General features: G+C 53.3%; 23 protein-coding genes, 1 pseudogene and 1 riboswitch. Of the genes and pseudogenes, 16 read left to right on the top strand and 8 right to left on the bottom strand.

Annotation, left to right across the window (positions count from 1 at the left end):
• Window positions 1-127: 127 nt before the first annotated feature.
• On the bottom strand, window positions 128-718 hold the full coding sequence (locus tag ACE41H_RS19180) for a DUF5317 domain-containing protein (RefSeq protein ID WP_375357184.1): 591 nt from the start codon (window positions 716-718) through the stop codon (window positions 128-130).
• 357 nt (window positions 719-1,075) lie between these two features.
• On the opposite strand from ACE41H_RS19180, the gene ACE41H_RS19175 reads away from it, so the two are divergent.
• From ACE41H_RS19175 to ACE41H_RS19115, 13 genes are all read left to right on the top strand, one after another.
• Window positions 1,076-1,414 carry a metal-sensitive transcriptional regulator gene (locus ACE41H_RS19175; protein ID WP_375357208.1) on the top strand — a complete coding sequence of 113 codons (339 nt, stop codon included), beginning with the start codon at window positions 1,076-1,078 and terminating at the stop codon, window positions 1,412-1,414.
• A gap of 23 nt (window positions 1,415-1,437) precedes the next feature.
• Window positions 1,438-1,638: a copper ion binding protein gene (locus ACE41H_RS19170; protein ID WP_375357183.1), complete on the top strand. Its 201-nt coding sequence runs from the start codon at window positions 1,438-1,440 to the stop codon at window positions 1,636-1,638.
• Window positions 1,639-1,758: 120 nt separating this feature from the next.
• Window positions 1,759-4,188 (top strand): heavy metal translocating P-type ATPase, encoded by a 2,430-nt coding sequence (locus ACE41H_RS19165; RefSeq protein WP_375357182.1) that lies wholly within the window; start codon window positions 1,759-1,761, stop codon window positions 4,186-4,188.
• Window positions 4,189-4,683: 495 nt separating this feature from the next.
• Window positions 4,684-5,610, top strand: coding sequence for a transposase (locus tag ACE41H_RS19160; RefSeq protein ID WP_375357181.1), 927 nt, complete (start codon window positions 4,684-4,686; stop codon window positions 5,608-5,610).
• Between the two features lie 729 nt (window positions 5,611-6,339).
• On the top strand, window positions 6,340-7,494 hold the full coding sequence (locus tag ACE41H_RS19155) for a YhgE/Pip domain-containing protein (RefSeq protein WP_375357180.1): 1,155 nt from the start codon (window positions 6,340-6,342) through the stop codon (window positions 7,492-7,494).
• Between the two features lie 109 nt (window positions 7,495-7,603).
• Window positions 7,604-8,197, top strand: a complete 594-nt coding sequence (locus tag ACE41H_RS19150) for a TetR family transcriptional regulator (RefSeq protein ID WP_375357179.1) — start codon at window positions 7,604-7,606, stop codon at window positions 8,195-8,197.
• Window positions 8,194-8,937, top strand: coding sequence for an oxygen-insensitive NADPH nitroreductase (gene nfsA, locus ACE41H_RS19145; protein ID WP_375357178.1), 744 nt, complete (start codon window positions 8,194-8,196; stop codon window positions 8,935-8,937). Before ACE41H_RS19150 ends, nfsA begins: the two co-directional genes overlap by 4 nt.
• 261 nt (window positions 8,938-9,198) lie before the next feature.
• A complete protein-coding gene (locus tag ACE41H_RS19140) occupies window positions 9,199-11,154 on the top strand; it encodes a RiPP maturation radical SAM C-methyltransferase (protein WP_375357177.1) in 1,956 nt (651 codons plus the stop codon).
• Window positions 11,155-11,312: 158 nt separating this feature from the next.
• A complete protein-coding gene (locus tag ACE41H_RS19135) occupies window positions 11,313-11,495 on the top strand; it encodes a hypothetical protein (protein WP_375357176.1) in 183 nt (60 codons plus the stop codon).
• A gap of 117 nt (window positions 11,496-11,612) precedes the next feature.
• The gene (locus tag ACE41H_RS19130) at window positions 11,613-12,863 is read left to right on the top strand and encodes a M16 family metallopeptidase (protein WP_375357175.1); all 1,251 of its coding nucleotides are present in this window, start codon (window positions 11,613-11,615) and stop codon (window positions 12,861-12,863) included.
• 12 nt (window positions 12,864-12,875) lie between these two features.
• A complete protein-coding gene (locus ACE41H_RS19125; protein ID WP_375357174.1) occupies window positions 12,876-13,436 on the top strand; it encodes a hypothetical protein in 561 nt (186 codons plus the stop codon).
• A 19-nt stretch (window positions 13,437-13,455) separates the two neighbouring features.
• The gene (locus tag ACE41H_RS19120) at window positions 13,456-14,715 is read left to right on the top strand and encodes an MFS transporter (protein WP_375357173.1); all 1,260 of its coding nucleotides are present in this window, start codon (window positions 13,456-13,458) and stop codon (window positions 14,713-14,715) included.
• Window positions 14,716-15,975 (top strand): aKG-HExxH-type peptide beta-hydroxylase, encoded by a 1,260-nt coding sequence (locus ACE41H_RS19115; RefSeq protein ID WP_375357172.1) that lies wholly within the window; start codon window positions 14,716-14,718, stop codon window positions 15,973-15,975.
• A 57-nt stretch (window positions 15,976-16,032) separates the two neighbouring features.
• Here ACE41H_RS19115 and ACE41H_RS19110 read toward each other — a convergent pair whose 3' ends face one another.
• From ACE41H_RS19110 to ACE41H_RS19085, 6 genes are all read right to left on the bottom strand, one after another.
• On the bottom strand, window positions 16,033-16,830 hold the full coding sequence (locus ACE41H_RS19110) for a TatD family hydrolase (protein WP_375357171.1): 798 nt from the start codon (window positions 16,828-16,830) through the stop codon (window positions 16,033-16,035).
• A complete protein-coding gene (locus tag ACE41H_RS19105; protein WP_375357170.1) occupies window positions 16,827-17,672 on the bottom strand; it encodes an ABC transporter ATP-binding protein in 846 nt (281 codons plus the stop codon). The genes ACE41H_RS19110 and ACE41H_RS19105 overlap by 4 nt, the downstream gene beginning before the upstream one ends.
• Before the next feature lie 55 nt (window positions 17,673-17,727).
• Window positions 17,728-18,504 (bottom strand): ABC transporter permease, encoded by a 777-nt coding sequence (locus tag ACE41H_RS19100; RefSeq protein ID WP_375357169.1) that lies wholly within the window; start codon window positions 18,502-18,504, stop codon window positions 17,728-17,730.
• The gene (locus ACE41H_RS19095; protein WP_375357168.1) at window positions 18,501-18,794 is read right to left on the bottom strand and encodes a thiamine-binding protein; all 294 of its coding nucleotides are present in this window, start codon (window positions 18,792-18,794) and stop codon (window positions 18,501-18,503) included. The genes ACE41H_RS19100 and ACE41H_RS19095 overlap by 4 nt, the downstream gene beginning before the upstream one ends.
• Window positions 18,795-18,821: 27 nt before the next feature.
• Window positions 18,822-19,871: an ABC transporter substrate-binding protein gene (locus tag ACE41H_RS19090; RefSeq protein WP_375357167.1), complete on the bottom strand. Its 1,050-nt coding sequence runs from the start codon at window positions 19,869-19,871 to the stop codon at window positions 18,822-18,824.
• Between the two features lie 135 nt (window positions 19,872-20,006).
• Window positions 20,007-20,117, bottom strand: a riboswitch (TPP riboswitch).
• Between the two features lie 157 nt (window positions 20,118-20,274).
• Window positions 20,275-20,583, bottom strand: coding sequence for a hypothetical protein (locus ACE41H_RS19085; RefSeq protein ID WP_375357166.1), 309 nt, complete (start codon window positions 20,581-20,583; stop codon window positions 20,275-20,277).
• Window positions 20,584-20,690: 107 nt separating this feature from the next.
• Between ACE41H_RS19085 and ACE41H_RS19080 the strand changes: the two genes are divergently transcribed.
• On the top strand, window positions 20,691-20,864 hold the full coding sequence (locus ACE41H_RS19080; RefSeq protein WP_375357165.1) for a hypothetical protein: 174 nt from the start codon (window positions 20,691-20,693) through the stop codon (window positions 20,862-20,864).
• Window positions 20,865-20,947: 83 nt separating this feature from the next.
• Window positions 20,948-21,115 (top strand): annotated as a pseudogene (locus ACE41H_RS25310) (Rpn family recombination-promoting nuclease/putative transposase); the annotation flags it as partial.
• A gap of 9 nt (window positions 21,116-21,124) precedes the next feature.
• On the opposite strand, the gene ACE41H_RS19075 reads toward ACE41H_RS25310, so the two are convergent.
• A complete protein-coding gene (locus ACE41H_RS19075) occupies window positions 21,125-21,622 on the bottom strand; it encodes a hypothetical protein (protein WP_375357164.1) in 498 nt (165 codons plus the stop codon).
• Here ACE41H_RS19075 and ACE41H_RS19070 point away from each other — a divergent pair.
• The gene (locus ACE41H_RS19070; protein ID WP_375357163.1) at window positions 21,617-21,844 is read left to right on the top strand and encodes a hypothetical protein; all 228 of its coding nucleotides are present in this window, start codon (window positions 21,617-21,619) and stop codon (window positions 21,842-21,844) included. The two genes, ACE41H_RS19075 and ACE41H_RS19070, sit on opposite strands and share 6 nt — an antisense overlap.
• Window positions 21,845-21,973 lie beyond the last annotated feature (129 nt).

The following is a 21,973-nucleotide window of genomic DNA, read 5'->3' as shown; positions in this document are numbered from 1 at the left end:
CGCCAATCTTGTATCCGGAAGTCAGAGCGATAACAACAGAAGCAATAATAATGGCGTTTACAACAATGCGTGAATATTTGATGTTTTTCATCCTCTTCTACCTCCCTTCAGCGTAGTATGCTGTATATTAGGCATGATGCGGATTCACCTGTTTGTTTATTTTTTTCTTCTTGACCACCATGACACGCTGAATGAACAGAAAGATGCCGACATTCATCACGACGTCACCGACGCTGATCACCTGAGTACGGGGATAAGGGGCAGACAGGGGGATGATATCACCCAGAAAAGAAAGGCGGGTGCTGTCATCCATCATAAAATGCTTGGATATAACCTCTCCCGACTGCAGCAGTTCGACATAATAAGGGCCAAGTACATAGGAAGCGGTCAAGGATACCGGCATACGCCCGCCGTTGACAGCCATAACGAGGAAATTCAGGAACACGCCGATCAGAATGATAAGGAAGCCGGGCTGATGCCTGTTCAGCCAGAGAAATACAAGGCCTGCCACATAAACGGCCATAAACAGATAACCGTTAATGGAAGCCAGAAAGGCGGAGTCCTCCTGAAGATAAAAAATACCAAGCTGAACGAGCAGCAGGAGTGGAAAGATCCAGCCGGCAACCAGCCGGATGTTGCTTAATCCCGTCAAGCCCTGACGAAATCCGCCCCTGAACAGACCGATGATCAAGCCGAGCAGCACTCCATCATACACCATAGCGCATCCCCCGTAACGTGATTTGTATAAGTGATGATACAACGTGAGCGGATTCAACAAAATCCTTCGAAATAACTCTTCATGTTCTTACATTTTCACGTAAAAGACGTTGTGAACAAGCGAGAATAAACCGCGAATTTTCGAATAAAATGAAATATTGTAGACATTATACCAGAAACAAGTAAAATGTAATGAGTATTTTTTACCAAATTCATGGACATTTTTGGTCGAAAATTATGTTCTTCGAATATCGAGATAAATGGGTTTGACATACCCTATGGGGGTATATTATAATGTGTGTATAACACATGGGGGAGGGAACAGTCAGTGAAGCAGCCGGAAGTAGGAGCAGATGCGGTGCAGGCTGACGGCAGTGTCCATGCTTGCGGCCATACTGACGCCGGTGAAGAGGCGGCGGTCAGACGCAGCCATCATTCTCCTGAACTGAAGAACAGCATGATATCCCGGTTGAACCGGATTGAAGGGCAGATCCGCGGCATCAAGGGATTGATTGAGAAAGACACATATTGCGACGATGTACTGAACCAAATTGCGGCTGTCCAGTCCGCCCTGAACGGTGTCGGCAAGCTGCTGCTGGAAGGGCACATGAAGAGCTGTGTGATCGAACGCATACAGGCGGGAGAAAATGAAGTTATTGATGAGCTTTTGGTTACTGTCAAGAAATTGATGAAATAATATATCCGGGGAGGAAATGAACAATGGCACAAGTAACACTGAATGTAGAAGGAATGTCCTGCAACCATTGCGTTAATGCTGTACAAACAGCCGTTAAAAATGCAGGGGGCAGCGCCAGGGTCGATCTTGCATCCAAGACGGTAGAGGTCGAATTTGATGAGAGCAAAGCAACGCTGAAGGCGATTAAGGATGCGATAGAAGATCAGGGTTATGATGTGGTCTGAAACAGGATGCAGAAACCAGGCTTTTGCAAAAGCGATGGGGAGCTTCAGGGGATGAAGCTCTTTCTTTGGAAGTTAATTATACCCCATGGGGGTATTTAAGATAGAGGAGGATGATCAAAAATGAGCGCACAAGCGGAAGGGAACGAGCAGGCAACCCTGCATATTACAGGCATGACGTGTGCGGCTTGCGCCACTCGGATTGAAAAAGGGCTCAACCGGATGGACGGGGTAACACAGGCCAATGTCAATTTGGCTTTGGAACAGGCAACGGTACGCTTTGATCCGGAAGTCGCGAATCTTCAGGACGTGCGCGACAAAATCGACTCTCTCGGCTACGGTACGGCTGTGGAACAGGCGGATTTTGATATTACGGGAATGACCTGCGCTGCTTGTGCCAGCCGGATCGAGAAGGGACTGTCGAGAATGCCTGGTGTGACCTCGGCAAGCGTCAACCTGGCGCTGGAAACTGCGCATGTGGAGTATATGGCGGGTACGGTCACCGCTGTCGACATGGCTAAAAAAGTGGAGCAGCTTGGCTACGGTGCCGTGCTGCAGGCGGAAGGCTCGGATATCTCCGATGTGCGGCGGCGTGAAATCCGGCGCAAACAGTGGAAGTGGATGATCTCCGCCATTCTGTCGCTGCCGCTGCTGTGGGCGATGGTCGGGCACTTCAGCTTCACCTCTGGCCTCTATGTGCCTGAGCTGTTTATGAATCCATGGTTCCAGCTCATTCTGGCGACACCCGTACAGTTTGTTATCGGTTGGCAGTTCTATGTCGGGGCATTCAAAGCATTGCGCAGCGGCAGCGCCAACATGGATGTGCTTGTGGCGCTGGGGACTTCGGCGGCTTACTTCTACAGTCTGTATCTCACGCTGGAGTCGGTTGGAATGCACGGACACGGTCAGGTTGAAATGTACTATGAGACCAGTTCGGTGCTCATTACGCTGATCCTGGTAGGCAAATGGTTTGAGGCCGTGGCCAAAGGCCGGTCCTCTGATGCCATTAAAAGCCTGATGGGACTGCAGGCGCGTACGGCCCGGATCGTAAGGGACGGACAGGAGCTGGATGTGCCCATCGAGCAGGTGCTTGTTGGGGATATTCTGATCGTGCGTCCAGGGGAAAAGGTCCCGGTTGACGGAGAAGTCATGGAAGGACGCTCGGCGGTGGACGAATCGATGCTGAGCGGGGAAAGCCTGCCGGTCGAGAAGCAGCCGGGTGATCCGGTTACCGGCGCGACCCTGAACAAGAACGGGCTGCTGAAAATCCGCGCGGCCCGTGTAGGCGCGGACACCACGCTGGCGCGAATTATCAGGGTGGTGGAGGAGGCGCAAAGCTCCAAAGCTCCGATTCAGCGGATTGCGGATGTCATCTCGGGCATTTTTGTCCCGATTGTCGTGGGCATCGCGCTGGTGACCTTTGCAATCTGGTACTTCTTCGCTGCACCGGGCGATTTCGCCGGCTCGCTGGAGAAGGCGATTGCCGTTCTCGTCATCGCCTGTCCGTGTGCGCTTGGTCTTGCTACACCGACGTCCATTATGGCAGGCTCGGGACGGGCGGCCGAATACGGCATCCTGTTCAAGGGTGGAGAACATCTGGAAGCGGCACGCAATATTCGTACGGTGGTGCTGGATAAAACAGGCACCGTTACGAACGGCAAGCCGGAGCTGACGGACATCATCCCGGCAACCGGTATGCCGGAAGAGCGTTTGCTCCGCTTGCTGGGAGCTGCGGAGAAGGGCTCGGAGCATCCGCTGGCAGAGGCCATCGTCGGGGGGATATCGGCCCGTTCCGTGGAGCTGCCGGAGGCATCCGCCTTTGAGAACATTCCTGGTTATGGCGTCAAGGCTGTCGTTGAGAGCAGCACGGTATTGGCGGGTACGCGCAGGCTGATGGAACGGGAACAGGTGCAGCTTGATACACAGGTCCATGAGTTGATGGAGCAGCTGGAGAGCAGCGGCAAGACGGCTATGATCATTGCCGTGGATGGCCGGTATGCAGGGCTGGCTGCAGTGGCCGACACCATCAAGGATACTTCGCGTGAAGCCGTGTCCCGTCTGCATGCGATGGGAGTCGAGGTGCTGATGATCACCGGTGATAACGAGCGGACAGCGCAGGCGGTGGCGGAGCAGGCCGGAATCCGCCGGGTGCTGGCCGAAGTGCTGCCGGAAGGAAAAGCAGACGAAGTGAAAAAGCTGCAGGAGCAGGGCGGTACTGTCGCCATGGTTGGAGACGGCATTAACGATGCGCCTGCTTTGGCTACGGCAGATGTCGGCATGGCCATGGGCACAGGCACGGATGTGGCGATGGAGGCTGCGGATATTACGCTGATGCGCGGCGATTTGAACAGCATTCCCGACACGATTGAGATGAGCCGCCGCACGATGGCCAACATCAAGCAAAATCTGTTCTGGGCTTTGGCCTACAATGTCATCGGCATTCCGATTGCGGCGCTCGGTTTCCTGGCCCCATGGCTGGCAGGAGCGGCGATGGCGTTCAGTTCGGTCTCGGTGGTGCTGAACGCGCTGCGGCTGCAACGGGTCAAGCTATGAAGTTGGCCTAGAGTTGGGCGTACCTGATAGGCTTCATAATGTTACCAACTCAACTTTCGCAGCAAGAAATCGGCATACAGGCCCTGATATAACGGGGTAAAACGGAGATCTACTGCTGGGGTTGAGGCTGAATCAAAGCACACAGCTTTTTGCTAGCTTTCTTGCAAGAAGGGGATCCCCCCCTCAGAGTCTAGTAGCCAGAGTGAGATGGGTGTCTGTAGGCTGTGGTGCCCGGTGTGTGGTGTCTGGTGCCCGGTGCTTGGTGCTTGGTGCCTCTCCATACAGCCTTGCACGATTATCCCTTTTGATCAGAATGCGGGGGTTGAGGGTTGGGGGGCCTAGGGGAAGGAATAAAGAGAAACGAGAAACGAGAAAAGAAAAAAAGAGGCAGCTCAAGTGGAATGTTCAACTTGAAATAAGAACACATGTTTGGTATAATGAAAAAAAGAACTTATGTTCGTGGATTGTGGATTGTGGATTTGGGGGCGAGCAGACATGGAAGTCCAAGTGGAAACGGAACTTCAATCCTTTAGTCGTCGTTATCACAACGAGCAGGCCTGTATGGAGGCATTGATCGCGATGAAGTGGCCGAACGGCTTCGTCTGCCCGCGTTGCGCCCATACCCGCTGCAGCCGTCTGACTTCCCGGCGCATCCCTTTGTTCGAGTGCGCCAGGTGTGCGCATCAAACGTCGGCTTTGGTTGGCACGATTTTTGAACGAACTCATCTTCCCTTGACCAAGTGGTTCCAGGCGCTGGAGTTGTTCCTGCTCCCCGAAGGCATCTCGGCGATGCGGCTGAGCCAGGTGATCCAGGTCACCTACAAGACCGCCTGGTCTATGCTGCATCGAATCCGCCATGCCATCGGGGAGTTCGATGCCCGGGAGCTGCTCTGCGGAGACGTGAAGGTGAACAGTGACCTGTATGGGTGTAATCCGTCCCGGCCTCAGTTTTCTCATCCGCATGCTTCGGTGGTCGTAGCCGGGTGCACGGTCACGGAGTCGGGCGAGCTGGAGCAGGTCAAAATCCGCCTGGTCCCGCAGAAGAAGGGAGATGGGCAAAGAGCAAATCGTCACGAACTTACTGCATTCATCACCGAACAGGTAGATGTCCGTGCATCGGCGGTACAATCGTTCCTTCAAGCCTATCGGCTGTATACGCCCTTGCGGAAAGTGGTGAGAGAGGCGTGGAAATCGCTGAAGAGTACGTATGTAGCTTTGGGTCCGAAGCATCTGCAGGCGTATCTCAACGAGTACACCGGACGCCGCCGACTGCGCCTGCTCGAAGGGGAAGAAACGCACCTGTCCGGAGCGGAAGGAACGATGTGGCAGAAGTTGCTGTACATCGGTGTGGCGATTCCGGCGATCCCTTACCGCCGACTGATTGCGCGCCAACCGGTGCAGCCTCTTGCGGCTGCGGCCTAATTGCAGGGCTTGAACGAGGAAAGGTGAGCATAAGGTACGTCGCTTGATCGGTGTGGGCTAGTCTGGGCTAGTATGAACGAGGAAATCGGAAAAATTCAGGTTCAAGCGGCAACGAGGACCAGGGTCTTTTTATTTTTCCGATGCCTTGCTTAGCTCCCTTCCTTCTCTCTCGGTCGGTTTCACATCACCTAAACGCTCTGCTTTCTCCAAAGAACGTCTCACGACCTCGAACCGATCTGCTTCTCCATAAGGCACAATCCAAAAAATAATAGACCCATTCAATGGTTCTGAATAGCGTAACAACAGGCGATTTTTCGCCTCATTTGATCCGTTATTTTCTTTAACGTGCCTAAAGTGTATTTTCGGTTCCCGGTTTTCTGTTTTTCTGTACCTGATCCAACGGGATAATCGTGCAAAGCTCCTGAAAAGCGAGTATCACATGCCTTGCCACGATCGGCTGGCGGCTTGACTGTCCAGCACTAGAAGGGGATTCGAATTCCTCAGAACCCAGCAGCTACAAAGATTTAAGTGGATTTGGGCCCTGCGAAAGTTGAGTAATTAACTCTACTCTATAATAGCCCCTTGTATCGCTTCAACAGGTTGTTCATTACGTTTGTAATAGTTAATGAAAATTACATAAAAATATTGACATATAGTTTCAAATCTAATATTGTTTTAAACAAACGTTTGATTTAAACGTGTGATTAATTTAAATTTGGAGGATGAAACATGCTTAAAGCATTAAAGCTTTATTTCAGCAAGCCCATGACCATTGTGGGCATCATTACCGCTCTGATGTTCCAGATTATTTTCAGTGTTATCTGGATGACCGCATACAGTGGAGTAACCGAGCGCAGCAGCAATCTGAAAATAGCTATCGTCAACGAGGACCAGGACGTCGGCAAGACGATTGCCGATGAGCTGGAAGGCAAGCTGCCTTTTCAAATCGTAACGGGATTGACGGCAGAGGAAGCGCAAAAACGACTCAATGACAGGGAAATGCAGATGGTGATGGAAATACCGGCTGATTTCACTGCTCGGCTGACGTCACCGGCGGAAAAGGCGGAAATCCGTTACACCATCAATGAAGCCAATCCGATGTCGATCAAGAGCATCATGCAGGGTGTTGAGCAGAATGTTACGGCCACGATCAACAGCCAGGCGGCCGTGCAAGGAACGACGGCGGCGCTTGTCCAGGCCAATATGCCGGCGGCAGCGGCGGAACAGACAGCCGGGGCGTTAACGGAGAAGGTGGAGTCGCAGGTGACTTCCATTCACCCGGTGGCTGGAATGAATAATCAAATGGTGCCGATGATGATGGTTTTGGCTACGTTTGTAGGCTCCATGATCATGGGGCTGAATATACAACAGTCAACGATGGCCCTCGGCAATCAGGTCGGCAAATGGAGCAAATATGGCGCGCGAGTGCTGATTAACGTGGGAACAGCACTGGTTGTTTCGTTTGTGGGAACGGTTCTGATCAACGTATTGGGAGGACAGATGGAGCAGGGCTTTGGGCTGATGTGGCTGTATGAAGGGCTGCTGATGCTGACTTTCATGTTTTTCACGCAAATGTTTCTGATCGTATTCGGCATGCCGGGCATGTTCTTTAACATCACTATGCTGTCCATCCAGCTTGTATCCTCGGGAGCGATGGTGCCGCGTGAAATGCTGAATGGCTTCTATCAGCACATCGGGGCGTTTTTGCCGGCCACCTATGCCGTCAATGGCATTATGAGCCTGCAGCTGGGAGGTCCGGGCGCTGGTCATGCGGCGGGAGTGCTTGCTCTTATTCTGCTCGTATGTATGGGGGTCGCCCTGCTGGCAACAGCTTTGAAGAGAAAACCAGCAGTGGCTCCCGCAGTAGTGCCGAAGACCACATAAGCAGCCGAAAGGCGAATCTCTCTGCGGGTCATGCAGCACGGCCCGCTTGATTCCCCTTTGGCAAAGATACATAATAAAACTAGCATATGACGAAGGAGATCGGGGTAGAATGACGCAGACGGAACCGGATATCAAAATGCGTATCCTGCTGGCGGCCAAAAAGTTGTTTGCCCAGCACGGCTACAGTGGAACGAGCTGTCGGCAGATTTGTGAAGCGGCAGGTGCCAACATTGCGCTGATATCTTATCACTTCGGGGGGAAAGAGGGCGTATATCAGGCGGTTTTTGAGCAGTTTTTTCCCATTATGGAGCTGAAAAGTGTAAATTTCGCCGATCTGGACCCCATTGAAGGGATTCGTCTGCTGGTTTCACGGATTATTCGCTTGACTTACCAGGATGGGGAGCTAAGCTTTATGATCCAACAGGAAATGTTGCTGCGCTCACCGCGCAGGCAGATTGTGATGAATGTTCTGGTTGAGGTCTGGGGGCAGGTAAGATCGCTTTTGCTGAGGGGGAAGGAGGATGGAATATTCTTCTTCGGTTCGGCAACCAATGCCCTTGTTATGGTGATGAGTGCGGCTTTGTCCCACAAATATATGGTCAATTTTGAAGATGTGTTCGCTGATGAGAAAATAGGGGCTGACAATATTGCTGCAGAAGCGGTACGGTTTATATTATCAGGATTAGGGGTGAAGGAACCATGAACGAAACGTTGTCCGTATTGATGAACCACAGATCAATCCGTAAATTCAATCAGGAGCAAGTTACGCAGGAGCAGCTGGCTTCCATTGTGGCGGCGGGGCAAATGGCCTCATCCTCCAGCAATGTGCAGGCATATTCGGTGATCGCGGTCACGGAGCCTGGCCTGAAAAAGCAGCTTGCCGCACTGGCCGGAGGTCAGGCGTATGTGGAGCAGTGTCCTGTGTTCCTCGTCTGGTGTGCCGATCTGTATCGTTTGAAGCGTGTGACAGAAGAGCATAAGCCTGATCAGACATCCTATGAAGATTCGGCGGAAAATTTCATCATCGCTACGATTGATGCCGCGCTTGCGGCCCAGAACGCGGCCATTGCCGCAGAATCGATGGGTCTGGGCATTGTGTATATTGGAGGCATCCGCAATAATATTGCCGAAGTAGCCGAGCTGCTGGGTCTGCCGGAGCTGGTCTATCCGGTGTTTGGTATGTGCGTAGGTGTACCTGACCAGGAGCCTGGTCTGCGCCCTCGTCTGCCGCAGGCCGCCGTGCTGCATATGAACGGTTACGATGCGAACCAGACGATGGAGCAGGTGAAGCTGTATGACGAGACGATGGGCCATTATTTGTCTGAGCGTACGGGCGGGGAACGGACGACCCCGTGGTCGGAGATCATGGCGGTGCGGCTGACTGAACCGGTACGCCTTCACATGAAGGGCTTTCTTGAGCAAAAGGGATTTTTGAAGCAATAAAGAAAACATTTTTAATCTGGTCTATCAAAATTTGCTTGAAATCAAGAGATGATCTGATTACAATGAACGAAACGGAAATCATTTACACATATTACATCGATCAACCAAGGCTTAAAGCTCCTTACATCCTGTCAGGCCCTCTAAAGGCGGAAATCACTGAGTATTTCACACCCGCTCCGGCCGCTTCTTGTGTTCGCATCCCGGTCCAGTCAAGGTCGGAAGCCGTCGAATTTCAAGCTTGCAAGCAGGAGGAGGAACGTTATGCATGTAGCACTCGTAAGCATGCCCTTTGCCTCGGCCTATCGGCCGTCGATCGGGCTGGGTCTGCTTCAGTCCGGACTGCGCAGCCGTGGTATTGACTGTGATACCTTGTACCTGAATCTGAAGTTCGCAGCTCTGATCGGCTTGGAGGAGTACGATTGCTTTGCCGAAAATTCAACCTACCCGACCAATGCGCTGGCGGGGGATTGGATTTTCTCGCAATCGTTATTTGATGGGGAAGATACGTTTGAACAATATAAGGAGTATCTGATAACGACGTATTCCCGATTCAGGAGGAATTCCTCCAATAAAGGACAGGCTTTTCAGCGCCTGCTGGATGTGCGTGCCAAGGTGGACTCTTTTCTGGACAGCTGCCTGGCCGATTATGACTGGTCTCGCTACGATGTCATCGGTTTTACGACAGTATTTGAGCAAAATACAGCCTCCCTAAGCATGGCTAAACTTCTAAAGTCCCGTTTTCCCGACAAGTTGATCATCTTCGGCGGCTCCAATGTCGAGAGCCCGATGGGACTGGGGACACTTCGCAATTTCAGATTCATTGACGCGGTATGCTCGGGTGAAGGAGACCAATCCTTTATTTCCTTCATCGACCGTCTCCGGGATACCGGGGACCCGGCCGCAAGCGCCGGTCCAGGCATCATCCTTCGCTCTGCCCTTGATGGACGACATCCTGAGCAGACAGCTTCTTCTCCATCTATTCATGATATGAATTCTCTTCCTTATCCGAACTACGATGATTATTTTGCACAATTTGACGGGCTGGGTCTGCCGGATCACAAAACCAGGCGCCGTTTCCTCTTTGAATCCTCCAGGGGCTGCTGGTGGGGACAAAAATCACACTGTCTGTTTTGCGGGCTCAACGGCTCTACCATGAGCTTTCGCAGCAAATCGCCCGAAAGGGCCTTGGACGAAATCATGTATTTAAAAGAACGGTACGGACAGTACACGAATAAAGCGACGGCCGTGGATAATATCATAGACATGAACTATTTCAAGACGGTACTTCCGGTCATCAGGGACAATGAGCTTGATCTTGACATGTTCTATGAAACCAAAGCGAACCTGACCAAAGAGCAAATCAAGCTGTTCAAGGAAGCCGGGTTTCATTACGTGCAGCCCGGTATCGAGAGTATGATCACCTCCGTGCTGAAGCTGATGAAAAAAGGAGTGAGCATGCTCCAGAACATCCGTCTGCTGAAATGGTGCTCTGAATATTCGGTAACACCGCTGTGGAATTTTCTGTACGGCTTTCCCGGCGAGAATGAGTGGGAATATGATGCGGCTGCAGAGCTGATCCCGGCTTTGACCCACCTGATGCCCCCGGGAGGGACCGCGCCCATCCGGCTTGACCGTTTCAGTCCGTATTTCATGAATCCGGAAGCCTACGGGATCTGCAATATCCGGCCGCTCCGTTCTTATGAGCTGATCTATCCTGTACTTCCTTCCGAACAGCTGGCACAGATCGCCTACCATTTCGATTTTGACTACGCAGACCACCAAAACCCGTTTTCGTACACATCCCGTATGCGCCAGGCCGTCCAAAGCTGGCAGGCTGAACACGGGGAGAGTGAGTTCTTTTCCGTGCTCAAGGATGACCGGATCATTCTGGTGGATACACGTTCAGCTGCCGTACAGCCTACAACGCTGCTTACTTTTCATGAAACAATGATTTATCAAGCATGTGACAATATGATATCGATCCCGAACATGGTCATCCGCTTGCGGGAGCAGGGGGTTACGGTGCATGAGGACGAGGTGAGGCATTGTCTGGAAAGGTTTGTAGAGCGGCGCTGGATGGTAACCGAGGGCGAAGTTTATTTGGCTCTGGCTGTTCCGCTGGGAACCTATACACCCAAGCAAGCCGGATTGCAGCGTCTGCGGGAGCTGTCTGCTCCAGGCAGAAGCGGGGAGAATCAGCTTAGTGCCATGTCCTGAAGCCTTGGCATAACGGGAGGATCACCCTAAGGGGAGGTGAGGATCAAAAAAACGGGTATGAACGTTGTCTGGTAGGCGGCACTGTCTGGCTTCTTAGAATGTACGATTGATGAACGTTTTACTTACTTATCCCATTTTATTTAAAAGGAGAGATTGAAATGGCACAGGAGAAAAAACAGTTAACGCTCAGCCCGGAGGCATTTACGGTAAACAGCCAGGGTGAGGTGATCATCAGTGATTCGGCGCTGTCCGAAGCATTGCTGGGATCTGCCGAGGAGAACAAGATTGGCGAGCAGGGAATCCAGGAAGCTGTCAAAGTATCGGTGAGCGTTTCCTTCTAGCCAGCAGCCTGAAATAAGCGGGAAGCGGGAGCCGCTCTTGTATGACGGCGGCTCTGCCGCTTTTTGCGGTACAGGGCCCGTGCGAGGCCCATCCGGGGAAGGGAGTAGGATCATAGGATGTTCTCTGAGCTGGTGACCAAAGCTGTTTTTGAAAATTGCCTGCAGGTGACCATACGCAAAATACCTCATGCAAGAACAATGAATATCGGCGTATTTATCAATCACGGTGTCAAGAACGAAGAAAATCATGTGAACGGCATTTCCCATTTTATCGAACATGTGTCCTTTAATTATACGAATATGAACAGTCATGCCCGCCACCTGCTCGGCGGTTTGATGGACCGCGGTGCGCTGTATGAGGCGTTTACGGGCAAGGAGATGACACGCTGTACACTGTCTGCCCAGCGGGAGCACTTGCCGATGATGATCGAATGCCTGGGCAGTATTGTCATGAATAACAACGTAAGTCCGGAGAGTCTGGAGCATGAACGCAATATTATCCTTCATGAAGCGGAGAGCTATTTTTCCTCAGGCAGAATCAAGGAAGAGCTGGTGGAGCAAGCCCTGTGGGGCAACCGTTCCCTGGGGCAATTTGTGATCGGGAACCGGAACAACATTCTTGGCTTTAACCGGGAGCAGATTGAAGAGAGGCTGCATCACTATTATATTCCGAACAATACCCAGATGATTGTCCAGGGCAATGTTGAGCCTGAAGAAGTCATCGAGCAGGTGGGCCGTTATTTCCGCGATTGGAAGTACCAGGGGAAGCAGCGGGATGTTGTCATTGAAATCGAACCGAGCATCCTGGGCTTGCCTACTGCAAACCCAAGGGTGGACTTGAACATTTCTTTTGTGGGGGCGTCCTTTCATTCCCAGGAAAGGCAGTTGATGAATCTTCTGTCCGTCATTCTCGGCTCAGGGCTGAAGTCACGCCTGCATGTGGAGCTTCGAGAGAAGCGGGAGCTTGCCTATCTGGTCTTTTCTTATACGCAAAGCTATGCGCTCAGCGGATATTTAAGCATCCAGGTGAACTGCCGCCGGGACCAGATCAAGGAGGTTTACGAGGCTATCTTATCCGTACTGGAGGAGTTGAAAACAGGTGCCATTGGAGAGGAAGAGCTCCAGCGGGTGAAGGCCGCAAGAATCACCAACCTGATGCAGGTTCCCGGCAATGACGCCAAGCTGCTGCAGATTACAGGCCGTTACGCGCTCCTGAACAGAGATTTCTTCATCGATCTGGAGCGGGTCGAAATCGAGCGCCTGACCGCTGAAGAGCTGCAGTCGTTCGCTTGCGAGCTGTTCAATCAGGATCGTATGGCCCTTTCGGCCCTCGGTGTAGGCTCAGAGGAACTGGCTATTTTACTGTAAGGAGGATGAATCATGACGCCATCGCAATACGGCAGCGGCAGTGACGTACAGGGAAAGCCGGAGCTTTTGGAGCGGCTCATTAAAGACAGGGGGCTGGAGGTATTCCTGAGCATTATGGATAAGCCTTCCACTGCGGGAGAGCTGGCCGACCGGCTCGGCTGTTCGAGGGCCAAAATGAATTATATTCTCGACAGCATGCTGAAGCAGGAATTTATTACTTTGCATTCAGAGAAGGTCAGCGGCGGAATTGTCGAGAAATGCTATTCCTCCAAGGCGGACACGTTTCATCTGCTGGTGGGCAGCAGCTACAGCGACTCGGAGCGGCTGTCTGCCGCCATGTATATCCTCGGGGTTGTCAAAACGGCGCTGCTCACCAATATGAACAGGGGAGATCTCTTTCATATGGGCATGGTGCATGCCAAGGTGCCTGTCTCCCGCATCGATGAGTACGTGACGAGACTTAAAGAGCTTCAGCAGGAGTTTGATGATGAAAATCTGGTTTCAAGCGACCCGGATTGTGAATGGCATACGCTTGCCGTGTCCATTTTCCGAGGGCCTGCACCCAGCAATTGAATTCTGAGGGGGAATGGGGATGGATGATTCCTACAAAGCTTTATTTTCCATCCGCAACTATCGGCTGCTGCTGCTGTCCCAGACGATATCGGTCATCGGGGACGGCGTCTATGCCATTGCGCTGATCTGGCTGATGAAGCTTCTCACGGGAAGCGCCTTATGGATGTCTGTTCTGCTCGTTGCCGAAACGCTGCCGCTCATTGTGCTCGGGATGTTCGCCGGTGTCATTGTGGACCGCAGCAGCAAGCGGAAAATTCTGATCTGCTGTGATATTGCGCGCGGGCTCATTATCGGCATGGTCATCCTGCTGTGGGCCACCGGACTGCTGCAGCCGTACCAGCTCATCGCGGCCGCGCTCCTGCTGTCATCCTTCACGGCATTCTTCGGACCGGCCAGAGCGGTCACGGTCCGGAATGTCGTGCCCGAACCGTATATGTTTCAGGCCCAAAGTGTGGCCCAACTGGTACAGACCGTGGTAGGATTATCGGCTCCCGCTCTCGGAGCATGGCTGCTAACCTTTGGAACGGTCTATGCCTTCAGTTTTAATGCGGCTACGTTTTTTGTATCCTGCCTGCTGCTTATGACGGTACGGGATGCCCGCATGACGGAGCGGAAGGAAGAGAAAATGAATATTGCCAGCCTGGCCGCTGATTTCAAGGAAGGGCTGGACACGATCATGACGCAGCCTCTGCTGCGCAATCTGATCATTTACATTATGCTGATCAACTTCATGCTGTCCCCCACCGCTCTGCTGTTTCCCCTTATGGTCAATAACTCTTCCGAGCTCGCGGTGCTGGAAATTTCTTTCTTCATCGGCATTGCTGCTGGTGCGCTGGTAACGGGATTCGTCAGACGGTGGCCTTATGTCGTTACCATGTCAACAGGTCTCGGTCTGCTGATGACCGGTCTCGGCATGCTGTTCTGGATTCGGGGGCTGGTATGGGAAGCGCTGTTTGTGTTCATCGCCGGCCTGGGCAGCCCGCTGGCCAATGTAACGCTACAGACGCTATTTATGCTTAAGGTGCCTCGTCCTGTGCTGGGTCGTGCGGCCGGCATGATGAGAGTTCTGACAGAGGGCTCCCGTCCGCTCGCCATGATGCTTACGGGCATGCTGCTGTCATGGATACCGGTGCGCAGCTTCTTTGGTGTGATGGGGATTTTCGGGATTATGGTGATCGTATTGATGGTTATGAACCCGGCTATCCGCAAGGATTCGGATGCGTCGGTGCATCATCCGGCTGCTGCGGAAGCAGGGGCCGCAACCAAGGAGGTTATGTAGATGTTCAAGTTTGTACAGCCGTCCGAAATGAAAAATGATTTTGTATATACCCTGATGGTGAAGCGCCGCATGGAGGGGCTGAGGCATCATCTGCAGGCTTGTGCGGAGCAGGATGCGGACCTGCTGCGCTGGGACAGCATGCTGCGCGAAGAGCATTACCGTGAGCTTATGCATCCTGTGCTGGTGAATTGGATGGATACCCGGTTGTTTCCCGCCTTTCAAGGAGGGGTACCTGACAAGCCGGTCAGGGAGCAGCTGTTGGAGGAATTCGCGCGTCTGGTCCTCATCCCGCTATGGAAGCATCAGGAGGGGCCGGATACAGCGGTGCTGCAGGCGGATGCGGAGGGAAGCGTATATTTTCCGGGCTGTATCACAGCCGTGGATCTCGGTACGGAAGCGCAGGGGATGCAGGTCAGGCTGGCCAAGACGGGGGACAGGGTACGGATAGCTGCAGGAGAGCGGCGGTTTGAGATCGGATTCTCCGAGCTGACCGGTGAAAAGGAGCCAGCCGCCCCGCTACTCAAGCGGCTTGGCTTCTACAAGCATGGCGACATCCAGTTCGGGGGCTCCGATCCGCTCGTTGAAGCCTTTCTGGAGCAAGAGCTGCCGGAGATCATACAATCCTACGGCAAGGAAAAGCCGTCATTTCCGGCGATTCGTTCCATGCCTCTCGCGGATATGTGGTATTACGAGAAGGCCATGGACCTGATCCAGGAGATCTGGCCACAGATGTACCGGGAGGCGTCCGCGCATGTGCGGGTGGTGTATCTTCTGGATACCCGGGGGATCGGGGCGCTTACCCACAACCTGTTCCAGGGAGCAATTTTCATGTCTCACCGCAGCAATCTGATGTGGACGACCGAAAATCTGATTCATGAATTCGGCCACGCCCGGCTGGACCAGCTGTTTGAACTGGATGATCTGTTATTGAACAGCCCGGAGGAGCGGGTTCCTTCGCCCTGGCGGGAGGATTTGCGCCCGCTGAAAGGAGTGCTGCACGGTCTCTTTGTGTTCGTGCGCATCGGGCTGTGGTATGAGCTTGCCGGCGCCGCCATTCCGCATCCTGACATCCCGGTCAGAATGCAGGAGGTGCTGGCCCAGATCGGGCAGGCGCTGGGCGTTCTGGGCCAGCATGCCCGCTGGACAGCCCTGGGCGAGCAGCTTTTCTCCGAGCTGTCGGAGCAGTATGACCGGCTGGCAGAGGCCGCTGCCGTGTCTAACCCTGCCGGTTCACCGGAAGGAAGCATCGCGGCAGGCTGAGCTGCGGCAAAGGCGGTACATGGCAGGCCTTTCCCGGTTACAAGCGGCGAAGAGGGGCTACAGGCGGTAAAAGCGGCGGGTATTCGCATGGAACAGCCGTCTGCCTTCAGCCTCGGTCATGTCATGGATGCTGCAGTACGCCCGGATGACGTCGGCCGTCATTCGCGGATGGGTCGTTTGTCCGGCAAAGGAGCCCTCAAAGGGCCAGGGGCCATCCGTTTCCGCCATCACTTGGGATGGCGGATAGTTTGCTGCCAATACCCGGATCTCCGGCTCATACAGCAGGTCCGGCGTGAAGGAGATATAATATCCGTTCCGGGCCATGCGCCGGGTGGTGGCCGGACTGCCCTTGAACCAATGGAAATGGGCCAGGGTGACTTGATGCCGTTCCAGCAGCGTGCATGCGATATCGGCGTCCTCGTACACGGCGTGCAGCACTACAGGTTTGTCATGCCCTTTGGCGAACAGGATGAACCGTTCCAGCAGCTCAACATAACCGCTTGGGTCAAAGGAGGCCCCCTTGCTCACAGCTTCCTGGGCGGTGTAATAAGGCAACCCGACTTCTCCTACGGCAACCATCCGGTCCGCATGGCGTTCCATCCAGTCGAACAGTCGGTCCAACTCTGCCGGGCCTGGTAAAGGCTGCTCAGGATGGTAGCCGAACGCCGGAAAGATCATACCGGGTCGTTCGGAAGCGAGGCGCAAATTGGCTTCGCATGACGGAAGATTCATGGAGACGGCAATGACCGCTTCTACGCCGCTCGCGGTTATGGAGGACAGGAGGGCTGCCCGCGCCTCAGTTGAATAGCTGTCCAGATGAATGTGGGCGTCGATTAAAGGAGCAAAAAGGCTCATACGGTGCCACCTGCCCATGCGGCTGTGTTTTTCGCTTTTTCCTCCCGCATCTGGCGGCTTAATTCATGCTTCAATTCCACAAATGCCTTGTCTGCGGTTATTTCCTCCCGGCGCGGCCTTGCAAAAGGAACGTCCACCACCTGCAGCACCGACGCCGGTCTGGCAGACAGCACGTAGATGCGGTCGGACAGGAGCAACGCCTCCTCGATGCTGTGCGTAATGAACAGCACGGAACGGCGGTGGCGTTCCCACATCTGCAGCAGCCACTGCTGCATGTCCGACCGTGTCAGTTCGTCCAGCGCGCTGAATGGCTCGTCGAGCAGCATCAGCTCCTGCGGACTCAGCATGGCCCGCAGAAAGGCCGCGCGCTGCTGCATTCCTCCGGACAGCGTGTGCGGGTACGCATCGGCGAATTTGCCGAGCCCGACCTCATCCAGCCGGCGGCGGGCCTCTTCCCGGGCCTCGCGGCGGGGCTCTTTGTCTGGCCCTGGCGCATTCTCCTGCCCGAGCAGGACGTTGTCCAGCGTCGTCCGCCACGGGAACAGGGCAGGCTGCTGTGGCATGTAGCTGATCCGCCCGCGCGTGCCTGTTACATCCTCACCATCCATATAAATACACCCCTGATCCGGTGTCAGCAGTCCGCCGATCAGGTGAAACAGCGAGCTTTTGCCGCTGCCGGAAGGGCCGAGCAGCGAAACGAACTCTCCGCGTTCCACGGTCAGGGAAATGTCCTTGAGCACAGGGAGCAGGGTTTTCCGCTGCCGGAAAGCAATGCTCACCTGTTCAACATTCAAAGCTGCTTTTTCTCCGTCACCCCTGCGGTTATTTTCCTTTCCATCCATCCTCTCATACTCCTTCCTCTGCACAGGCATAACGCTTGCCAGACCGGTTCATTTCCTATTTTTGCTCCGGCCGCCACCGAATCAGCAGCCTTTCCAGCAGCGCAATGAGCAGGAACATGATCAGGCTTAGGGCCACGATAATGGCAATCGCGGCAAAAACCCGATCTGTGCGGTAGGCTGATTTTTGCAGCAGCATATAATAGCCGATTCCCTCGCTCGCCCCGAGCCATTCGGCCACGATGGCCCCCATCACGCTGTAGGTGGCGGCAATTTTCATACCTGAAAAGAGGGAAGGCAGCGCATGTGGCAGCTCAAGCTTGCGGAAGATGCCCATCCGGCTTGCGCCTGACATTTGCATATAGTTCATCATCAGCCGGTCCGTCTGCGCCAGCCCGTCCAGGGCGGCAACAACGACAGGAAAGAAGCAGACCAGCGTAATGACCATCAGCTTGGGCAGCAGGCCGAAGCCAAACCAGATCATCAGCAGCGGTCCAAGCGCAATGGTCGGAATGTTCTGGCTCAGAATGAGCAGCGGGTACAGTGCCCGCTTCAGAAAAGGGATCAGGTGCAGCAGCACGGCCAGCAGCAGCCCGACGGCGGTGCCGATCGCAAAACCGCTCAGCGTAAGCCTGACGGTAGCCCAGGTATGATCCGCCAGCAGGGCGGATTGGGCGGCCGCTTCGGCGGCGATGCCGGCCGGACTTGGCAGCATCCAGGGCTCAATGTGCAGGAAGACCGCCGCGGCTTGCCATACCGCCAAAAAGAAGAGGACCGCCACAACGGGCGGCCATACGCTTCTGAACACAGAATAGAGGCTTTCTTTCCTGTTCATGGACGGTACTTTTCGGTCAGCTTATCCATGCTGATTCCATTCGGATTATGAGCGATTTTGATCTGGGAAATGACGCTTGGAATTCCCGCCTCGGTAAGTGCGATGTGCATTTCCTTGACGATATGCAGCAGCTCATCCAGCTCGCCCTCCATAGTTGTCTCCAGCGGGTTGACCTGATGCTTGACGCCTGAGCGCTGGATCACCTCAATCGCTTTATCGACGTAAGGAATGCTGTCCTCTCCACCGTGCGTTTTGGGAATCACCTGAATACTCAACAGAGTGTTAGCCATGAAAAACCGTCTCCTTTCCGAATTAAATCAGGATTTGCCGTCTTGTGGCAGGAAATCATTGGTGAAGGCTTTCTCGGCCTCCAGCGGTTTGTCAAGCAGCTTGCGCTCATACATCCAATCGGCGTAGTTTTTCCATACTTCCGCTTTCTGGACACCCCATTGTGCGGCATCGTCCTGATAGCGGGGGCTCAGCCATTGCTGGCTGGCCAGTACGAGCTCTTTATCCAGCTCAGGCACAGCCTTTGACAACATTTCCGCCGCCTTTTCCGGCTGGTCAATCGCATATTGATAACCTTTGGCCGTAGCGCTCATGAAGGCTTTTACCAGCTCAGGATCGCTGCTGAGGGTCGCTTCGTTCGTGACGATGACCGGTGTGTAGTAATCCAGACTCTTGGAATAGTCCTTGACGTACAGCATATCCAGCTGCTCACCGCGTTGCTCGGCTTCAATTCCTGTCCATGCATAGAATATCCAGGCGAAATCGATATCCCGCTTGACTGCGGTGAAGTAATCCGCATCGCCCATGTTGATGTTTTGCACCTTGCTGACATCCCCGCCGTCCAGCTCCATGATGGATTTCATGACAGCCTCCTCGACGGGCGAGCCCCAGCCGCCGTATTTCTTGCCTTCAAAATCCTTGGGCGACTTGATGCCCCGGTCCACCGGAGCGGCAAAGCCGGACGTATTATGCTGAATCACAGCCGCAATAGAGACGAGCGGAACTCCTTGTGTGCGGGCCTGGGTGACGCTTTCCTGATAGCTGATGCCGAACGGAACCGCGTTGGAGGCGACCATCTGATCGGCGCCGCCTTCTCCGGGCTGTACAATTTCCACATTCAGACCAGCTTCTTCGTAGTATCCCTGGTCCTTGGCCACATACAATCCGGTGTGGTTGGTGTTGGGGGTCCAGTCGAGCACTACCTTGACGTCTTTCAGCTTCCCGGAGGCCGTACTGCCGCTGCCGGAAGGCCCGGAAGCGTTCGTATCCTGTGGAGCGGACGATTGCCCGCCGCAGGCGGTCAGGATGAGGAGCAGGCAGCATACCGCTCCAAGGCCCCATTTTTGCAAAGAAAACATACTTTCTTCTCCCTTCTTCATCACCCGTGCTCTTTCTGCAATGCTGTCATCTGCCGTGATCCTGCAAAAAAAAGCGCCCCGTTATCCGGGACGCTTGTAATCTACCAAAGGAAGGAATGACGGTGTCAAAAAAGACATGTCACTCTATAGCGATTCCTACGCTGGCATTACCCAGATCAGGTTGTAAGGGTCAGTGTCTGGGGACACAATCTCAGCCGGCCGATTCCAGCACCCCTGGCAAGTTGTATGAAGGAGCATCAAGACGGCAGCTTGCTGCCTTGACACGTCCGCATTGTTTGAAGATTTTGCGGGCTCAGTTATATGAACTAACGTTGATTATATGCCTTCACGGCCGGAGTGTCCAGAGGGACTTATCCGAAAAACCCTCGGTGCCGCACCCGTTCTAAGCCTTTTGCGTTTTGATAACGTGTAAGTCCCGGTCATGTTCGCCCATTTTGTGGACAAGATAACCAACGCTCCCGGTAACGCTCTTCAATTCAGCTTCTTGTTGAATGGAGCGGGCAGAGAGAATTTCAATAGTTCTGTGCTGGTTCTCCAGAAAGTCACCTATTTCCATAACCCGTTCATTCGTATCCAGGACGGCTCGTTTCATCTCCTGCTGATCTGTTTCAATCTTATTAAGGCGCTCATGAACCGGTTGAAGTTCTTCCCGGATTACGGATTGCAGCAATTCCTTTAACTCACTGTTCATGTATCCCGCTCCTTATACCTTTATGGTTTTATTGTAGCATATGACTTAATAAAGTGCTATATTATTTCGTAATTACGATTTTTAAATTTAGAGGAGGTACCACCATTATGAAGGACGATCTGTATAAGATGATTGATGCTTTTGATAAATTGGCAGAGGCTGGCGATGGTGTGATAGCGATCCCGCCGAGAACTGATAATGATCGGAAAGAGCTTAATCGACAAATGCAGGATTATTTGCGGGGGAGCAAATCCGACAAGTTGGCTTCTCAAAATAGGTAAGCGTCAAACAGCCCCCACCAAAACTGTACAGTGGGCAGCTTCAGGAAGGCCAATCCTGTAAAATGTTGAAGAATGTAGAAAGTGGAGGATTGGTCAACTGGCTGTTGTTCCTGAAAGGTGCTGATAAATCCAAATGGGAGGTATTGACGATGACTACATTAGAATTTCTAAGTCAGGATGAGGAAGCCCGTCGATTGTATGAAGATAGACAGAAGTATTTGCACGATCAAGCCTCGATGATTGAGGGGGCGATGAGTTGGTTAAATGGCTTGTCGCGGAGATTCATCACCCTTGCTCTCTAAAATCACCTGTTCTGCATCCAACACAAGCCAACCGAAACATCGCGAAAAATCCTCTGTCCATGCCGTCGCATCTTCATGTTGCATGAAGCCAAACCCCAATTGATCTGCCACATATGGAGTGGGGGGAGGCTCACTGGATTGGGTCGCAAGCGGAATCCAAGATTCATTCTGGAGTATTCTCCAGTACGTTCCATCATCCCATTGGCAACAGTTGGTCGTTAAAATCGGTATTCCTTTTCCATTACAGAGAGTTCCGACGGTAACCCGTCTGGATTGAAAGCTCTTGAATCGATATCCCTCAAATAGCTGCACCCCTTCAGATTTGAAGGAGTCCTTCCAAACCCGTTTCATGGCAGCATATAGTTGTTTGTCCACCTCGCCCGGATAGATGCGTCGAACCTGACCTGTATTAAGCGTAATGTGGGTAAGATAGGGTATCTCCTCATCCTCGTGCAATACGTCTGCTCCTGTTCGTTCAGCATCGTGCTGCTCCACGGCAGTGTACTCCCTGATGAGGTGCGAAATTGCGGCGCGTACGAGCTCGTCCATCGATCCGAAGAGCTTGCCGGTGAATGGACACTCAAACCGCAGATGAATCCGGACAAGGGCGTGTTCTTCATCATGCGGGTACAACATTCCAAACATGGACGTTTTAACGGCTTCGATGATGTCATCTGAAGGTGGGTACTCCCCCCCCCCCCATATTTGCAAATGTTTTCCAAATGAATTCCCCAGCACTCTTCTGCAGATCTACGCGGGTAATCCACAAAATCCTGCTTTGGGGTGACATTACGGGATTGTATAAAC

It is taken from the genome of Paenibacillus enshidis, assembly GCF_042136365.1.
In the GTDB taxonomy this organism is placed as follows: Bacteria; Bacillota; Bacilli; order Paenibacillales; family Paenibacillaceae; genus Paenibacillus; species Paenibacillus enshidis.
The sequence above is the reverse complement of the archived record's forward strand: the minus strand, read 5'-3'. Positions and strand labels throughout refer to the sequence as shown.